The sequence below is a fragment of the Negadavirga shengliensis genome (genome assembly GCF_042652345.1).
In the GTDB taxonomy this organism is placed as follows: domain Bacteria; phylum Bacteroidota; class Bacteroidia; order Cytophagales; family Cyclobacteriaceae; genus Negadavirga; species Negadavirga shengliensis.
On record NZ_JBHSJJ010000001.1, the window covers coordinates 563366 to 579961 of the forward strand.

Below are 16596 nucleotides of genomic sequence, written 5' to 3' on the forward strand. Positions count from 1 at the left end.
TTGGGGAATATGTTCCAATCCTTGTTCGTGGCAATTGGTGTAACCCTTGGACCCAAGCATTTGTCAATAAACCGAAGCCAGGCAAGCCGCACCATGATGCTCTCCTCAGTTTAATCCAAATTCAGGAAATGCTCCCAATTTGGACAGAGAATCATTCATGAATTTCCACAATCATATCTATTTCCACGGCGATATTATTGGGCAACGAACTCATTCCTATAGCCGCCCTGGCATGCTTGCCTTTTTCCCCGAAAACCTCTACCATAAGGTCTGAAAAACCGTTGATCACCTGGGAATGCTGTGTGAACGAAGGGTCCGCATTGACCATACCCTGGGCCCTCACAATATTTTTTACCTTGTTAAGGTCTCCGATCTCCGCCTTCAAAGACGATAACAGGGAAATGCCCGTGTACCTGGCAGCAGCTATTCCCTCTTCCAATTCCAAGCCGCCGCCCAATTTGCCTATTACCTGGCCTCCCTCGGGCTTGTCAGGGCCATGGCCGGCCAAAAACACGAGATTGCCCACTCTCTTGGCCTTAAGGTAATTGGCCGTGGGCGCATTGGGTTGGATCAACTGTATGCCCAGATCAGCGATACGTTGTTCCGCATCTATGCCATCTTGGTTGGCCTCCGCTTGGGTGTTGGTCTCTGTTGTTTTGTTTTCGGCACAACCCGCTAAAAGTACCAGAGATAGGAAACAAAATAATACGTCTTTTTTCATTATAGATAATTAAGATGAATAGTCTGTGTAAAATTAGTCATTCCCGACAGATACTTGACCTTTTTCGGAATGCTTCTTTAAAGGTCAATTATCTGTCGGCAGAGGCCGGATCAGGTGGCCAGAGGAGACCCTGCGGGAACCATGATCTTGTCCCGCCTCGGGGTGTGTTCCCGCCGGGTGGCTACAAAAGAGGCCGTTAGGTATTCCCCCATATGGACTTTTCCCTTCAATTCCTCCCCGGAAAGCTCTCCGGAAAAAATATAGGTAACATGGTCTCCAGGCTGTCTGAACACACTGTGCAGCCTGACTTCATTGCCCTCCATGGTGCCGTATATATCCTGGCTGGCAAAGTCGCTTTGATGGAGACCGTTCAGCCAATTCGCATCCTGTTCCAGGTACCAGTGGTGTTTGCTGCTACTGCTGAAAAATGCAACCTCTACTTCCCAGCGACCTGAGAGATCAGCAGCCGGAATGGCCATCGCATCTGTTTTAGGAGACCGTTTTTTCGACAGGATATCGCGAACCCTGTCCGCGACGATTTTGTCCTCGCCTTCCTGCATCTGGTTGGGACTGATGGTGATGGAAGTCAGACCGTCTTCATTTCTGCTCCCTACAGCGATCCTGGGTTTATTCCTCCCAAAATCTTCGGCCACCTCAGCACCGGTGATATGAAGCTGGGAAGGATCCCAGGATATATGAAGCAAAGGAGCCCTGTTGTTCAAGTCAAAAGGTTCCGTCACTTTGGTGGAAACGCCTTTCACTCCAAGGGCTTTTTTTGAAATGTTTTCCAGCCAGCCCAGCCACTTGTTCCATTCCGCGTCATGATCCCGACTTACCCATGCCTCAACCGCCGCAAGCATCCCCAGCATCTCCTCTTTGCCTACTTTATTATCCCTGCCAGGCCCATGATGGGGAGAACTGGCCTGCCATGTAGACAACAAAACGTCTTTTCTTCCCAGCAGCAGCCCTGCACACTGCGGCCCACAGATCGCCTTTCCTCCACTGTAAGCCACCATGGTTGCCCCTTTTTCAAGATGGACACAAGGTATGGTCAGGTTTTCCGCCGCGGCATCTACCAGAACCGGAATGTCTTTTTTGCGGGCGATTTCCACGATTACCTCCAAAGAAAGGGGCTGGCCTGTGGCTGATCCCCGGCCTGTCATGAGGTAAATCATCGCTGTCTTTGAATTGATCGCCGATTGCAGTTCTTCGGGGCTGTTTACTTCAACAATCGTCACACCAATATTGCGGATAGCATGGTCGTAGGTATTCCGGGAGTACCGCGGAATGATGACTTCGGTCTTATCCAAGCCGGTCAGATCGGGGATCTTCAACAGTTTTTCAGGATTGCCCCCTGCGACACAGGCGGCTGTGGCATGTTTCATGGCAGCGGCACAGCCTGAAGTAACGATTCCCCATTCGGCCTGGGTGAGTTTGGCCAGCCTTTCTCCGATGGCATAGGCAAGTTCATCATATTGCACAAAGTTTTTCGAAGCCGCCTCCATGGCCTTGTGGACCTCAGGTCTCTCAATCGATCCTCCAATGATGGTGAATGTCCCGCGGCAATTGATAATGGGTTCCACACCGAGGGAGCGGTAGATATTTTCATCCGGAGCCAACTCAGCGGACTCCCGCGTGCTTTCTCCGCTTCCAAAAACCGGTGGTACTGCCATCAGGCTGCCTCCCACGGGGAGCAAAGCCAAATTCTTGATTACTTCTCTTCTATCCATAATAGTTAATATTCAAAGGGTATGGCCGATAGGCCGTTTAAATCATATACAATCCTGCCGGACTTAATGGTCATTTCAGCTTCTAACTTTAATGTGCCGGCAATGCGGTTTCCACCGGAATCCACAAAACCGAAATCGCCCTCATGCAATCGCAAAAGTGCGATGTCCGCCACTGCACCCGGGCTGAGGTGACCCAAATCGTTTCTTTTGATGGCCTGGGCACTGTTCCAGGAAGCCCTCCGGACCACGTCCTCGACTTCCATTCCCAGATTCAAAAATTTGGACATGACATTCAGCATATTTTTCATCCCCGAATTCATGCTGAACCGGTGGAGGTCAGTTCCAAAGGAATTGGGTAGCAGCCCCTGGCTGACAGCAGGAACTGCCTGGCTGAACCAAAAACCGGCCCCTCCATGCCCTACATCAAACAAAATCCCTCTCTCATAAGCTTCCCATACAAATGGCCTCAAATTACCCGCTTTATCCACAATCGGCATTCTTTCCTCGATTTCCTCAAAGCTGTGGGTAATGATATCGCCCGGCCGCATGCGGGCAAGCTGGTCTTCCAAGGTATATTGGGGCAAATGACATTCTACAAATAAAGGTACATCCGCTGCTTCAGCCGCTTTCAGCGCATGGGTAAAAGGCAACCAATTCTCTCCATTGTAATGGCCGATTTTTATTCCCACCAGATAATCTCTATGATCCGCGATCGCCTGATATGCTTTTTCCGGATCCATATCCCCCAGTTCCTCCTGCTGGGGACTTCCGCTCATCCCGCTGCCGGCAATATTCAAAAAAGCCAGTATCCTCGTTTGGGACTGGTCAATGACATCCCGCTTAAATTGATCGAAATTCCGCCATCCGGAAGTGCCTGCGTCCACCACGGTTGTGACCCCGGAACGAAAGGTAAAATTATCCGGTGACACACTGGAAAAACCTCCCGCAAAGGTCCGGGGTTTGTTGCCTACAAATACATGGGTATGGATATCTATAAGTCCCGGACTAACAATCAGGCCGGTAGCATCGATGATTTTCTTTGCTTTTTCACCCGGAATCTTCCTGGCAACCACTTCTATTCGGTCTTTTACCAAGGCAATGTCCATGACCTCAGCGATCCCGTTTTTGCCGTCTATGAGATAACCGTTCCGGATCAACAGGTCATATTCCGCCTGTCCATATCCCCTGTGGATAAAGGCCAGCAGCAGGACCGCGGCCATGCTGAATAGGTTGAACAAGCGGATTTGAAAACTCATCATCAATTACTTTGAGGCTCCCAGCTCTGTTTCCCATCCGGGAGCAGCAAGCCCGTTTAAATCCCATACAATCCGGCCGGCTCTTATGGTAAGCTCCGCCTCCAGTTTTTGTGTTCCGTTTATCTTGGTACCGCGGATATCCAAAAAACCAAAATCCCCCTCTCTCAGGTTAAAGATGGCTATATCCGCCTCGGCTCCTACACTTAAATGCCCCAGGTCTTCCCTGCCTATCACCTGGGCAGGATTAACGGTGGCCCTCTGGATGACATCCTGCAGAGACATCCCCATGTTGATGAATTTTGAAAGCAAATTCGTCATGTCCTTAAACCCGCCATTCATGCTGTCCTTGTGCAGGTCTGAACTGATCACATCCGGCAAAAAACCCTGTTGCAAAGCCGGTATGGCCTGCCGGAAGGAAAACGCACCCCCGCCGTGGCCCACATCAAACTTAATTCCCCTTTTTTGGGCTTCAAATACAAACGGTTTTACTTTGAGCTGTTCATCTACTATGGTTTCCCTGTTTTTCGGCCCATAGGAAAAGGTATGGGTGAATATGTCCCCGGGCCGTAGGTGTTTCATAAAAAGGTCCTCTATAGAATTGGGCGGCTGATGTTCGCCAAAATCCACCATCACAGGTACATTTGCCAGTTCGCCAGCCTCCACGGCCTTGTCAACCTGGGTAAAGTCCCCCCAATAATGTGCCGATTTAATACCTACCAAAATACCGGGAAACAAGCGGGTAATCATATGGGCGGTCATCGCAGGATTCATGTCCATGACATCCTGTTCCTCAAAGCGCCCATACATGCCCGTACCCACAATGTTCAAAAATGCCAGAACCCTCGTCTGGCTGCGGTCTATGGTTTGCTGTTTGAACAGCCTGAAATTCCTCCATCCGGCCGACCCGGCATCCACTACCGTGGTCACTCCCGCCCGAAAAGTAAACCCATCGGGGGGCAGGCTGGTAATGCCGTCAGCGATATAAGACATCGGCTCGGTACCGTGGAAAACATGCACATGCATATCCACCAACCCGGGAGTGACATACAGACCGGTAACATCGACCACTTTATTGGCATTCTCCGCAGGGATATCCTTCGCCACTTCTGCAATTTCTTTGTTCTTTATGGCCACATCCATCACTTCATCTATTCCGTTTTTGGCATCAATGACATGCCCCCCTTTTAGCAGTAAGTCAAAATTTTGGGCAAACACTGATCCGCATGTGATACAAAAAATCATGGTATACATCATTAAGAAATGATGAATCGAAACCGCTATACGTAATTGTCTTTTCATAGTGCTTTTTGGGGGAAGTCTGTGTGGGTCACGTCGAGGACTGCAGTGTTGTATTCATAGGCTCATTTTACTTGGTCATGGCCGTTACAAGGACTTCCTGTTTTTGATAAACCCATGTTTTCTTCCTTTACGCACGTGTTTACCACAGCCGATAAATCGTATTAGAGAACATTTAGAATACATAGGAAATATTGTGAAAAAATATCTATCAACAAAGCCTTATTCTATAAAAAAATAATCAATGTATATGAATGCTTTTTTTTGGGGATGGAAATAACCATATTACCGCAAATTCAATTCAGCGGCTTAAAACTTGAGAGAAACAGCTATGGCAACAAACGGCAAATCGAATTTTTTCACTAAAATCTGGCTCTGGATGCTGAGTATCGGGCCTGGTATTTTTTGCATCGGATATACCATCGGTACAGGCAGCGTCACATCGATGGCCAAGGCGGGAAGCCAGTTTGGTATGCAATTGTTGTGGGTCCTTGTCCTAAGTTGTCTGTTTGCCTGGGTATTGATGGAAGCTTACGGGCGATATGCGGTGGTGACCGGACAGACTTCTATTTACAGTTTTAAAACCAAATTAAAGGGGGGCAAGCTCATTTCCATTTTGGTTGTGGGAGGTATCATCATAGCCCAATGGAATTCCCTTTCCGGCATTTTAGGCCTAAGTGCCAATGCCATCTATGAATTGGCCCATCTTTTTTTCCCTGCCCTTCCAAGCGAAAGTTATTGGGCGGTGCTGGGGATTGCCATTGTACTCATTCTGATCATGTACGCGTTGCTATGGGTAGGAAAATATTCTTTTTTCGAAAAAGTGTTGATCGTTTTTGTCACCCTTATGGGCATCTCATTTATCATTTCCATGTTTGTGGTTTTGCCGGCGCCGGAAGAAGTAATCAGCGGCTTGATGCCCACGGTTCCGGAAGTGGCAGGAGGGAAGCTATTGGTGGCTGCCTTTGTCGGCACCACGATGGCGGCTCCTACCTTTGTGGTCAGGCCTCTTTTGATGAAGGGAAAAGGGTGGACCCGGGAAAACACTAAAGAACAATCAAATGATGCTTTGTTTTCTGCCATGTTGATGTTGGTCATCAATGTAGCCATCATGGCAGCCGCCACAGGAGCATTGTATGCAGAAGGCAAGTCCATAGAAAAGGTGCTGGATATGGTATATACGCTGGAACCGGTAGCGGGAAAGTTTGCTGTGGCCGTGTTTATGACGGGAGCGCTGAGCGCGGGATTGTCTTCTATATTCCCCATTCTGATGGTAGCCCCCCTTCTAATAGCAGACTATAAAGACGGGGAGCTGGATACGGACTCCAGAAGGTTCCGGATCCTCACAGGAGTAGCCTGCCTCATGGGATTGACAGTTCCCGTCCTGGGCGCCAATCCTATTTTTGCCCAGATTCTGACACAGGTGGCTGCAGTGTTTGTTTTACCCCTGGTAATAGCCTGCATACTGTACCTGGTCAACCAGCAAGCATTAATGGGAAAACACAAAGCAGGTTACCTACTGAACATCGGACTGGTGGCCGCCCTGTTCTTTGCTTGCGTGATTTCCTATACCGGCTGTCTTGCCCTCTCAGAGTTGTTGTGAAAATCCAAATTTGTCCTTCTTCCCTTCCCGGACACGGGGCCTTGCCAACCCATCCAGCCACATATTCAATCCCTTCTAAAAAGAAATGTACATACATATAATGTACATCAACAGGCAATATCGCGTTTACGAAACAATAAAATCAAAACTTTGATGAACGGTGATAGCCTCTCCGTCCATTAACAGAAAGAAATATTACATTATATCATTAGATCGCGTTTTTCAAAATCAACCATTTATTTTTTTAAATAATATAAAATTTAATTTATCAATTTTCTGTCAGTACCTATATGTTAAATCATTTATACAACTGTTTCCAAACGAACGTGCTGGAATTCATGAAATAATGCAATTTAATTTGAATTACAACAAATTAACAAAAAATAATTTTTTGTTATTGAATCCATAAATTCAAAAAAAATTTATTATATATGCCGATATTTAAATTAAAAAATTATTTCATCGGTATTCGTATTGCTTGGAAGAAAAATAATGCTTAATATTACTAAAAGGGAGTTTTTGCCTCACCTAACCCGGTCCAAAAGCTCCGGCCTTAGTCCAACCTATTGACCTTTTTTTACCCTATTTGTAGGATGCTTACTAAAATCATTATATAACTAAAAAAATTTGTATGGTTCACTAAATACTAAAAATCTTCATTAATCCCCCGAGGAGTCTATTGCAGTTAAAACATATTGTTCGCGTAGGTATTACTGTCTACCAGTAATTAACACACCAATATCCATTTGGATTGTTCTTTTATCTATTATTCTATTTCATTCATCTTATGAAAAAAAGTTTACTTGCTTTATTGCTTATGTCTTTTGCACTTTGTGCAATGGCACAAGACAGGACGGTCACCGGCACGGTGACTGATGATGACGCGAATACGCCGCTACCGGGCGTGAGCGTACTCGTAAAAGGGACCAATATCGGTACGATCACCGATATTGATGGTCAATACAGCATCAATGTCCCCCCTACTGGCAATACCCTCGTGTTTTCCTATTTGGGATACGGAAGAAGGGAATTGCCCCTAGGCAACAGTAACGTAATCAACGTTACCCTAACCGCGGAAGAAGCTGCACTGTCAGAAGTGGTTGTTACGGCTTTCGGTTTGGAAAGGGAAAAGAAAGCCCTTACCTATACCGTACAGGATGTCAGCACCAGGGAGCTTTCCGAAGCCCGGGAATTGAATGTCATGAACTCCCTCTCGGGAAAAGTGGCGGGCCTTTCTATCAACAGGGCAGGAAGCGGTGTCGGAAGCCCTACCCGGGTAATTCTTAGGGGTAACAGGTCCATCAGCGGTGACAGCCAACCCCTATATATAGTGGATGGTGTCCCGGCCAACGGTATAGAAAACCTCAACCCGGATGACATCGAGAGTATCAACGTGCTGAAAGGGCCGAATGCGGCAGCCCTTTATGGAAGCAGGGCCAACAACGGGGCGATTGTGGTGAATACCAAAAGAGGTGCCGCCACCGGCTTTAACGTGACGCTGAACACCTCCTATATGTTTGATGAACCTTTGTTGTTAACCAATTATCAAAATATATATGGTCAAGGCAGCAATGGAAACTATGCGCCGGGTTCGGAATTTTCCTGGGGCCCCAGGATGGATGGCTCTTCGGTCGCCGACTGGTCGCCTGATCCCAACAGGCCACAGGACTCCTATTCCTTTTTACCACAACCCAACAATGTCCGGGATTTCTTCCGGACAGGTCATAATTTGGCTACTACCCTGGCCATCACCGGTGGCAATGAGCGGAACCAGACTTATTTCTCCTATACCTACACCGATGCCGCCGGTGTGGTACCCAACAACGATCTTTCCAGACACAGCATCAATCTACGGTTGACCAATAAACTGACGGACAGGCTGACTTTGGATTCCAAAATCAACTACATCCGTCAGGACATTGATAACCAGCTGGCCCAGGGAGAAAATTTCTCCAACCCCATCCGCCACATCTACAGGCTGCCACGAAACATCAGAACCGAAGACATTTCCCGGTTTGAATATGTCAACGAAGCGGGATTGTTGCGCCAGAATTACTTCAACCCAGGTTCGAACGGTGGGGCTAACCCTTATTGGGCCATCAACAGGAATCTCAGGGTCAATACTTTGGACAGGATCGTAGCCTTTACTTCCCTGAATTATGAGCTGGCCGAAGGATTAACCGTACTGGCCAGAGCCGCGTTGGACCGGTCTTTTGGGACCAATGAAGAAAAGCTGTACAACGACAGTTACATCATCGCCCAAAATGGCAGGTATACGTTTGGGAATTCAGAAAGCATGGAGATCAACACCGATTTCCTGATTTCCTATGAAAAGACACTCAGCCAAGATTGGTATTTCAATGTAAACCTTGGAGGAAACAGCAGGATCAACAGGAATTCCAGCTTGAGTTCAAATACGGGACAGAATATGATCGTGCCTAACTTCTTTGCCATGCAAAACACCCAACAGGTAGTTTCCACACATGGTGTCGGATCACCCAGGGATGTAAACTCCCTTTATTCCTTTGGGCAATTGGCATGGAAAAACGCCATATTCCTGGATGTGACGGCCAGAAATGACTGGAGCTCTACCTTGCCACGGCAAAACTGGTCGTTTTTCTATCCTTCAGTCGGTTTGAACGCCGTCGTTTCCGATCTGGTACAATTTCCCCAGTGGTTCACCTTTGCCAAAGCAAGGGCATCCTTCGCGGAAGTGGGTAATGACACCAGCCCTTATCAGCTCCAAAGAACCGCTGCTTTTGCTGCAGGCGGCTTGGGCGGGTACCTTTCTTTGAGTACGACGTTGCCTAATGAGAACCTCCTTCCAGAAACCACCAGGTCCATTGAAATAGGAGGTGATTTCAGGTTCATGGACAATAGATTGGGTTTGGATTTCACCTACTATAAAACCAACTCCATTAACCAACTGTTTACCGTAGCCTTGCCTGTAGGCTCCGGTGCATCCAGTTTCTTTACCAACGGTGGGGATGTGCAGAATGAGGGTATTGAGGCGGTAGTCAACATCACACCTATCAGAAGGAGTGATTTTAACTGGAATATCACAGCCAACTTTGCCCGGAATATATCCATGGTGAATGAAATCAATGATGAACGGCCCAGTATTGTGGTAGGCTCTGACTTTCTTCGTCAGTTCAGAGTGGAGGAAGGGAAAATGTTCGGTGAGGTTTATTCCAGGGGATATCTGAGAGATGATCAGGGCAGGGTAATCGTAGGGGAAAACGGTGTACCCAGAACCACCCCCGGCTTTACCGTCAGGGTGGCTAATTATAATCCCATCTGGATAGGGGGAATTCAAAATTCCTTTACCTATAAAAACTTCAGGGCGAATTTCACCATCGATTTCAGACAGGGCGGTAGCATTGCTTCCTTGACTAACGCCATCATATATGCGGACGGGGTGACGGAAGAAACCCTTGAGGGCAGAGACGGCGGGCTGATTTTTGGACAAAACTTCATGGCACATGAAACTGCGGTAAGGGAAGCAGAGGACGGAACCTATGTCCCCAATGACATCCCCACCACGGCTGAATTGTTTTGGGTGAATATGGGCGGAAGGAATGCCCCTATCGGTGAAGTGTTTTCCGTTTCGGCCACAAACGTCAGGATGAGGGAAGCAGTTATCGGATACTCCATTCCAAGAAGTAAACTGGAAGGGTTACCCTTAAATTCTGTCAACATCTCATTTGTGGCCAGAAACCTGTTTTTCTTCCTGAATGAAGCCAAAAACATAGATCCTGACGTAACGGTAGGTACAGCAGCTTCCGCAGCTGGCTTTGATTCCTTTGGCCCTCCTACGGCCAGGTCATTCGGTCTTAATCTTAATTTAGGGTTCTAAAAATCAAAGATGATGAAAATATCTAAAATAGCGATGGGTTTATCCCTTACGGCATTGACATTCGGTGCCTGTACGGAAAATTTCGAAGAGCTGAATACGCCACCAAATGCCATCGTAGCATCCAATTTGGATATTGGATTGCTGGGGCAGGCTTTCGCCAATGCACAGGGAAGGGCCATGTACCTTGCTCCTGGGGGGAGTACCGCAGGCTTCCAGACCGCGCAAAGTTTATTTGCAGATTTATATGCGCAATATTTTGCCACCACCCAAGTGAATTTTGACTCGGACCGGCATACCCAGGTGGGCGGTTGGTCCAATGGTGCCTGGAACTATTTCTATGGACAGGCGGCGCCGGTCATTAAATTTGTGGAGGATTTCACTGCAGAAAATGATCTGCCCTTGGAAAATGCCATTATAAAAGTTTGGAAGGTCGCGGGCTACCATAGAATTACCGACTACTGGGGTCCTATCATCTATTCCGAATTCGGGAATGGACAAACCAGCGTGGATTATGACACCCAGGAATCTGTCTATAGGGATTTCTTCGTCCAGTTGGATCAGGCGGTCAGTGTGTTGAAACAACATTCCGGTGGAAGTGCTTTTGTGGGCCATGATCAGATTTACGGAGGAAGTGCCGCTAAATGGCTGCTGTTTGCCAATTCTTTGAGACTACGTTTGGCCATGAGGGTAAAATATGCTGACCCTGCCCTGGCCAAAGCGGAAGCCGAAAAAGCGGTTGCAGACGGGGTGATCGCGTCCAACAGTGACAATGCATTTATCAACACCACCATTAACTCCCGTAATCCCTATTGGATCATTACCAACTGGGGTGAATTCCGGATGAGTGCATTGATGGAAAGTGTGATGTTGGGATACGAGGATCCAAGGGTCGGCATATATTTCAGTGAAACGCAGGATTATCAGGATACCGGCTCGGGCCCTCCCTATAAAGGATTGAGAAATGGACTGTCAAGAGAAGACCTGGGCCAAACGGGATGGAACAGTGCCCATTCCGATATGGGAGTCATATTCCTGAATGAAAACAGGGGAGGCAGTGCCGCAGGAGAGCCGTGGAGGGTGATGAGTTCTGCCGAAGTATACTTCTTAAGGGCTGAGGGTGCTCTGGAAGGTTGGAACATGGGAGGTTCTGCCCAGGAGTTTTATGAAAAAGGCATTGAGATGTCCATGACAGAACCACGCATAGGAGCTTCTCCGGCCGCTGTTCAGGCTTATATTTCCAGCTCAAACACACCAAAAGCGGTCACATTCGCCAATTCATCCTGGAATTTAGCGCCTAATTCCGATATCCCTGTAGCCTATCTTACCGGAGGACCCAAAGAAAAACAACTGGAACAAATCTGTACCCAAAAATGGATAGCCCTCTATCCTGACGGATGGGAAGCTTGGGCTGAATTAAGAAGGACCAAATATCCCAGCCCTTATCCCAGATTAAATTCAGACAACGAGAGTGTGCCGGCCAACATGGTCATGCCAAGGTTGATATTTGTCGAGGGTGAGTTCAATAACAACGCTGCAGCGGTCGGCAGGGCCATTGAACTTCCCGAACTGGCATCCAGGGGTGGGAATAGAAACTCCACCAAACTATGGTGGGACGCCAAACCTTAAGGCAAGGAAGTTATTTAACAATATTTGATAAAAGGTGCCGTTCTTAACGGCACTTTTTTTAATTTAAAGTCCGGTATGAGAACTGCTTCTATATATTATAAAATATTGAAAATCAAATGGGTATCATTACTCGTGCTGAGTTTTTTCTGGTATTCCTGCCAAAAGGAAAACCCTAATGCCCTTTTTACGGAAATGTCTCCCAAGAAAACCGGGATAAACTTTAAAAACCTGGTCAAAGAATCCGAGGAGTTCAACGTATTGACTTACGGGTATTTTTACCAAGGCGGCGGCGTGGCTGTAGGGGACATCAATAATGACGGTCTTCCTGATCTCTATTTCACCGGAAACATGATGGCCAGCAAACTGTACCTTAACAAAGGAAACTTCGAATTTGAAGACATTACCGGGCAGGCCGGCGTGGAAGCCGCAGGCCTTTGGAACACCGGTGTGACCATGGCTGACGTAAATGGTGATGGTTTGGTGGACATCTATATCTGCCGCTCCGCCGCAAACGATCCCAACAACCGCAGAAACCTGCTGTTTATCAACAACGGTGATTTGACTTTCACGGAGAGGGCCAAAGAATTCGGCCTGGATGATCCCGGCTTTTCGACCCAGGCCACTTTTTTCGACTATGACCGGGACGGTGATCTCGACATGTTTCTGCTCAACCATTCCACTCAGGACTATGCCGGATTCAGCAGAATTGACGGTTCTTTTAAAAACAGGAGAGGGGAATATCTCGGTGACAAACTTTACCGGAATGATGGCGGAAAATTCATTGATGTAACGGAAGAGAGCGGCATCATCAGCAACGTATTGGGCTTTGGCCTTGCGGTCACTGTCACAGACGTCAATAATGATGGATGGCCTGATGTGTACGTCAGCAACGACTATAACGAAGAAGATTATCTTTACATCAACCAACGGGATGGCACATTCAAGGAGTCGGTGAGGGATTATATGAGCCATGTCTCCCTTTTTTCCATGGGAGCGGACGGAGCCGACCTCAACAATGACCTTTGGCCGGACATCATCACTATGGACATGATGCCAGAATACAGCTTTAATCAGAAATCCATACTTGGTCCCGAAAACTACGACAAATACCGCGAACTGCTGGATAAAGGTTTCCACGCGCAATCCATGCGCAATATGCTCCATCTGAACCAAAGAAACGGGTATTTCAGTGAAATAGGCCGATATGCCGGCGTTTCCCACACAGACTGGAGCTGGGCTGTATTGGCAGCTGATTTTGATAATGACGGCTGGAAAGACCTTTTGGTCACCAACGGCTATGCCAGAAACTACCTGGATATGGATTTTTTAAATTATATGGTAAGTGAACGCATAAAGTCCGTCCATTCCAGAAAAGAAGAGGCCTTGATGGAACTGATCGAAAAGATGCCGCCCATTTATGTGGAAAATTATCTTTATCACAATAACGGGGACATGACTTTTACCAACAGGGCGGCAGAATGGGGCCTGAAAGGACTTACCGTATCCAATGCAGCGGCATACGCTGATTTGGACGGTGATGGGGATTTGGACCTTATCATCTGTCATACCAATGACATCACCAGTGTATACCGCAACAACAGCGAAAGATTAAACCGTAACAACTTTCTGAAAATAAGGTTAAAAGGCGACACAGAAAACACCCATGGCATTGGGTCAAAAGTTTTGTTATATGGGGAAGGCAAACACTTCCATCAGGAACTGGTTCCCGTCAGAGGCTATCAGTCGTCTGTTGGCCATGAGTTGGTTTTTGGTCTGGGGGATATGACCGTAGTGGACAGTCTGGAAGTTTATTGGCCTGACGGCAGAAAGCAGGTCATCAGCGGTCCCCATATCAATGAGCTTTTGGTGGTGGACCAAAGCCAGGCTTCTCCCCATATCTCTTCCTCATCTGATCCGGGCCGAAAATTCATAGAAGTAGACCATGCTTTGGGTCTTCACTACAGCCACCAGGAATCAGACTATCTGGATTTTACCCAGGATCGCCTTATGCCCAATACGATGTCCACCATGGGACCGCAACTGACAAAGGGAGACATCAACGGAGATGGCTTGGAAGATATTTTTATCGGCGGGGGTAAAGACAGTCCGGGCAGATTTTTTCTTCAGTTGCCAAACGGCGAATTCAAGGAATATCCGCAAACGCATATTGAGACCGATAGTGCGTTTATAGACACCGATGCCATCCTGGCGGATTTCAACGGAAACGGCGCCCTTGACCTTTATCTGGTAAGCGGAGGCAGCGATTATCCGGACGGTGACCCCATGTACCAGGACCGGCTGTATATTAACGACGGCAGGGGCAATTTCACCAAAAACCCGGACGCGCTGCCGCGGATGCATGTCAGTGGCGGTGCTGTAACAGCGGGGGATTTTGACGGAGACGGTCATGTGGATCTGTTTGTGGGCGGGCGCTTCTGTCCCGGGAATTATCCGCTTTCACCAAGAAGCTATCTGCTTAAAAACGATGGCAAGGGGAATTTTACGGATGTCACCGCGGCATTTTGCCCGGAACTCGCAGCACCCGGAATGGTCAGTGACGCTCTATTTGTTCCTCTTAATGATGACGGATACGTGGATTTGGTAGTGGTGGGTGAATGGATGGATATCGGAATTTACATCAACCAGGGAGGCAAAGCACTCGCCAAAAACAAGCAGGCCATCCCGGGAGACACCCGCGGGTGGTGGCTTAAAATCCTGGCGGAGGACATGGATAATGACGGGGACATGGATATTATTATCGGAAATTATGGGCTTAACAATCCCTATAAACCCAGCCGTGAACAACCCATGCACCTGGTTTACAAAGATTTTGACAATAATGGCAAAATAGACCCTATTTTCACTTATTATATTGCCGATACCAATGCGTTTGCATTCAGCAGGGATGAACTGATAGGGCAACTCTCCCAAATGAAAGGCAAATTTCCCGATTATAGGTCCTTCGCAAAAGCCGGTTTGAAAGACTTTTTTTCCAAAGAGGAGCTGAACGATGCAGATTCATTGCAGGCCACCCTGCTGGCTTCTGTTTATTTGGAAAATGACGGCACGGGGCATTTCAGACTAAGCCCTCTTCCCAAAGAAGCCCAGTTCTCCCCGATTCACGCGTTGGCGGTGGCTGATTTGGATGGGGACGGTTATCCTGACCTAATCACAGGCGGTAATCTCAGCCGTACGAGGGTGAGCTCGGGAAGGCAGGACGGCAATCACGGATTTGTTTTTATGGGGGACGGCCAGGGTAACTTCAAAAGCCTGCAACCGGAATCCTCAGGGCTTGTTTTAAGAGGCGATGTGAGAAACCTGACCACCATGCAAATTCTTAACCAGAAATACCTGATGGTAGGGAGAAACAACCGGCCTCTCAAAGTATATAAAATCGATTAGACTTTTGCTGCTACTTCTTTCTTCTCTTTTGGGGGTTTTCGGTGCCAATAGGAAGCCAGAATAGAACCTGTGATGTTCATCAACGGACCAAAAACCGCCGGTGCGAGACCTACGGTGGCAATCTTGCCCATTTCCTTGGCCAGGCCGGAAGCCAACCCGCCGTTTTGCATGCCCACCTCCAAGGCCACGGTCCTTGAATCCCTCTCGCTCAGCCCCAATAACCTGCTTATCCAGTAGCCAAAGTTATAGCCGCACAGGTTGTGAATCAGCACCAGGACGATCAAAAGCCCCCCGATATCCAAAAGACTGTCTCTTCCCGCCGCGGTAATGATGGTGATGATGATCCCTATCCCTATCATGGAAACCAACGGCATGGCCTCATCCAGCCACTTTGCTCTCCCGCTCAAAAACTTGTTGAATACCAAACCGGCCACAATGGGAATAATGACCATCTTGACAATGCTCCACATCATTTCCAGAATGTCGATTTCGACGAATGCCCCTGCCAATACTTTCATTAGCAACGGCGTCATAAAAGGCGCCATTAACGTGGCTATCGCTGTGATGGTAATTGAAAGGGCCAGGTTTGCCCTGGCCAAAAAGCTCATGACATTTGAAGCGAGGCCGCTGGGAGAACAGCCAATCAGGATAATGCCTGCCGCAATCTCGGCTGGAAAATTGCTAAGACTTGCAATGATAAATCCTAAAACCGGCATAATGGAAAACTGACAAAGCAGCCCCACAAACACCCCCTTTGGCATTTTGGCCACACCTACAAAATCGTTTACGGACATGGAGGTCCCCATACCAAACATAATGATCTGTATCAACGGCGTAATCAGATTACTGTAGGCATAACCATCATATTCTATAAAATATTCCGGATAATACAACGCCGCAGTGACCGCCCCAAAAATCATTGCTGTATAGGTATATCCCTTTAATCTGGCAAAGCCTTGAAAGCCTACTCCCACCAACATAAAAAATGCAATCAAGGGGGGACCTGCATGGTCGATTTTTCCAATCAATATCAGAATCAAGGATAAGAGCAGGCAAATCAGACCTGCTCCTAAGGTTATTTTGTAAAAACTTTCTTTATTCAAAGT

General features: G+C 47.6%; 9 protein-coding genes. 4 read left to right on the forward strand and 5 right to left on the reverse strand.

Annotation, left to right across the window (positions count from 1 at the left end; translation table 11 throughout):
• Nucleotides 1-151: 151 nt before the first annotated feature.
• The 4 genes from ACFPFU_RS02355 to ACFPFU_RS02370 all read right to left on the reverse strand — a co-directional run bounded on the left by ACFPFU_RS02355 (nt 152) and on the right by ACFPFU_RS02370 (nt 4961).
• On the reverse strand, nt 152-721 hold the full coding sequence (locus tag ACFPFU_RS02355; RefSeq protein ID WP_377061116.1) for a RidA family protein: 570 nt from the start codon (nt 719-721) through the stop codon (nt 152-154).
• A gap of 110 nt (nt 722-831) precedes the next feature.
• Nucleotides 832-2451, reverse strand: coding sequence for an aminotransferase class V-fold PLP-dependent enzyme (locus ACFPFU_RS02360; RefSeq protein ID WP_377061118.1), 1620 nt, complete (start codon nt 2449-2451; stop codon nt 832-834).
• A gap of 5 nt (nt 2452-2456) precedes the next feature.
• Nucleotides 2457-3710, reverse strand: coding sequence for an amidohydrolase/deacetylase family metallohydrolase (locus tag ACFPFU_RS02365; RefSeq protein ID WP_377061119.1), 1254 nt, complete (start codon nt 3708-3710; stop codon nt 2457-2459).
• Between the two features lie 3 nt (nt 3711-3713).
• On the reverse strand, nt 3714-4961 hold the full coding sequence (locus ACFPFU_RS02370; RefSeq protein WP_377061399.1) for an amidohydrolase/deacetylase family metallohydrolase: 1248 nt from the start codon (nt 4959-4961) through the stop codon (nt 3714-3716).
• Between the two features lie 358 nt (nt 4962-5319).
• Between ACFPFU_RS02370 and ACFPFU_RS02375 the strand changes: the two genes are divergently transcribed.
• The 4 genes from ACFPFU_RS02375 (at nt 5320) to ACFPFU_RS02390 (ending at nt 15490) form a co-directional block, all read left to right on the forward strand.
• A complete protein-coding gene (locus tag ACFPFU_RS02375; RefSeq protein ID WP_377061121.1) occupies nt 5320-6606 on the forward strand; it encodes an Nramp family divalent metal transporter in 1287 nt (428 codons plus the stop codon).
• Between the two features lie 787 nt (nt 6607-7393).
• Nucleotides 7394-10462, forward strand: coding sequence for a SusC/RagA family TonB-linked outer membrane protein (locus ACFPFU_RS02380; RefSeq protein ID WP_377061123.1), 3069 nt, complete (start codon nt 7394-7396; stop codon nt 10460-10462).
• Nucleotides 10463-10471: 9 nt separating this feature from the next.
• Complete coding sequence (locus ACFPFU_RS02385) at nt 10472-12088, forward strand: SusD/RagB family nutrient-binding outer membrane lipoprotein (RefSeq protein WP_377061125.1); 1617 nt, start codon at nt 10472-10474, stop codon at nt 12086-12088.
• Nucleotides 12089-12163: 75 nt separating this feature from the next.
• Complete coding sequence (locus ACFPFU_RS02390) at nt 12164-15490, forward strand: FG-GAP-like repeat-containing protein (protein WP_377061126.1); 3327 nt, start codon at nt 12164-12166, stop codon at nt 15488-15490.
• Here the strand turns inward: ACFPFU_RS02390 and ACFPFU_RS02395 are convergent.
• Nucleotides 15487-16593, reverse strand: a complete 1107-nt coding sequence (locus tag ACFPFU_RS02395) for a bile acid:sodium symporter family protein (RefSeq protein ID WP_377061128.1) — start codon at nt 16591-16593, stop codon at nt 15487-15489. The genes ACFPFU_RS02390 and ACFPFU_RS02395 overlap by 4 nt on opposite strands.
• Between the last annotated feature and the right edge of the window lie 3 nt (nt 16594-16596).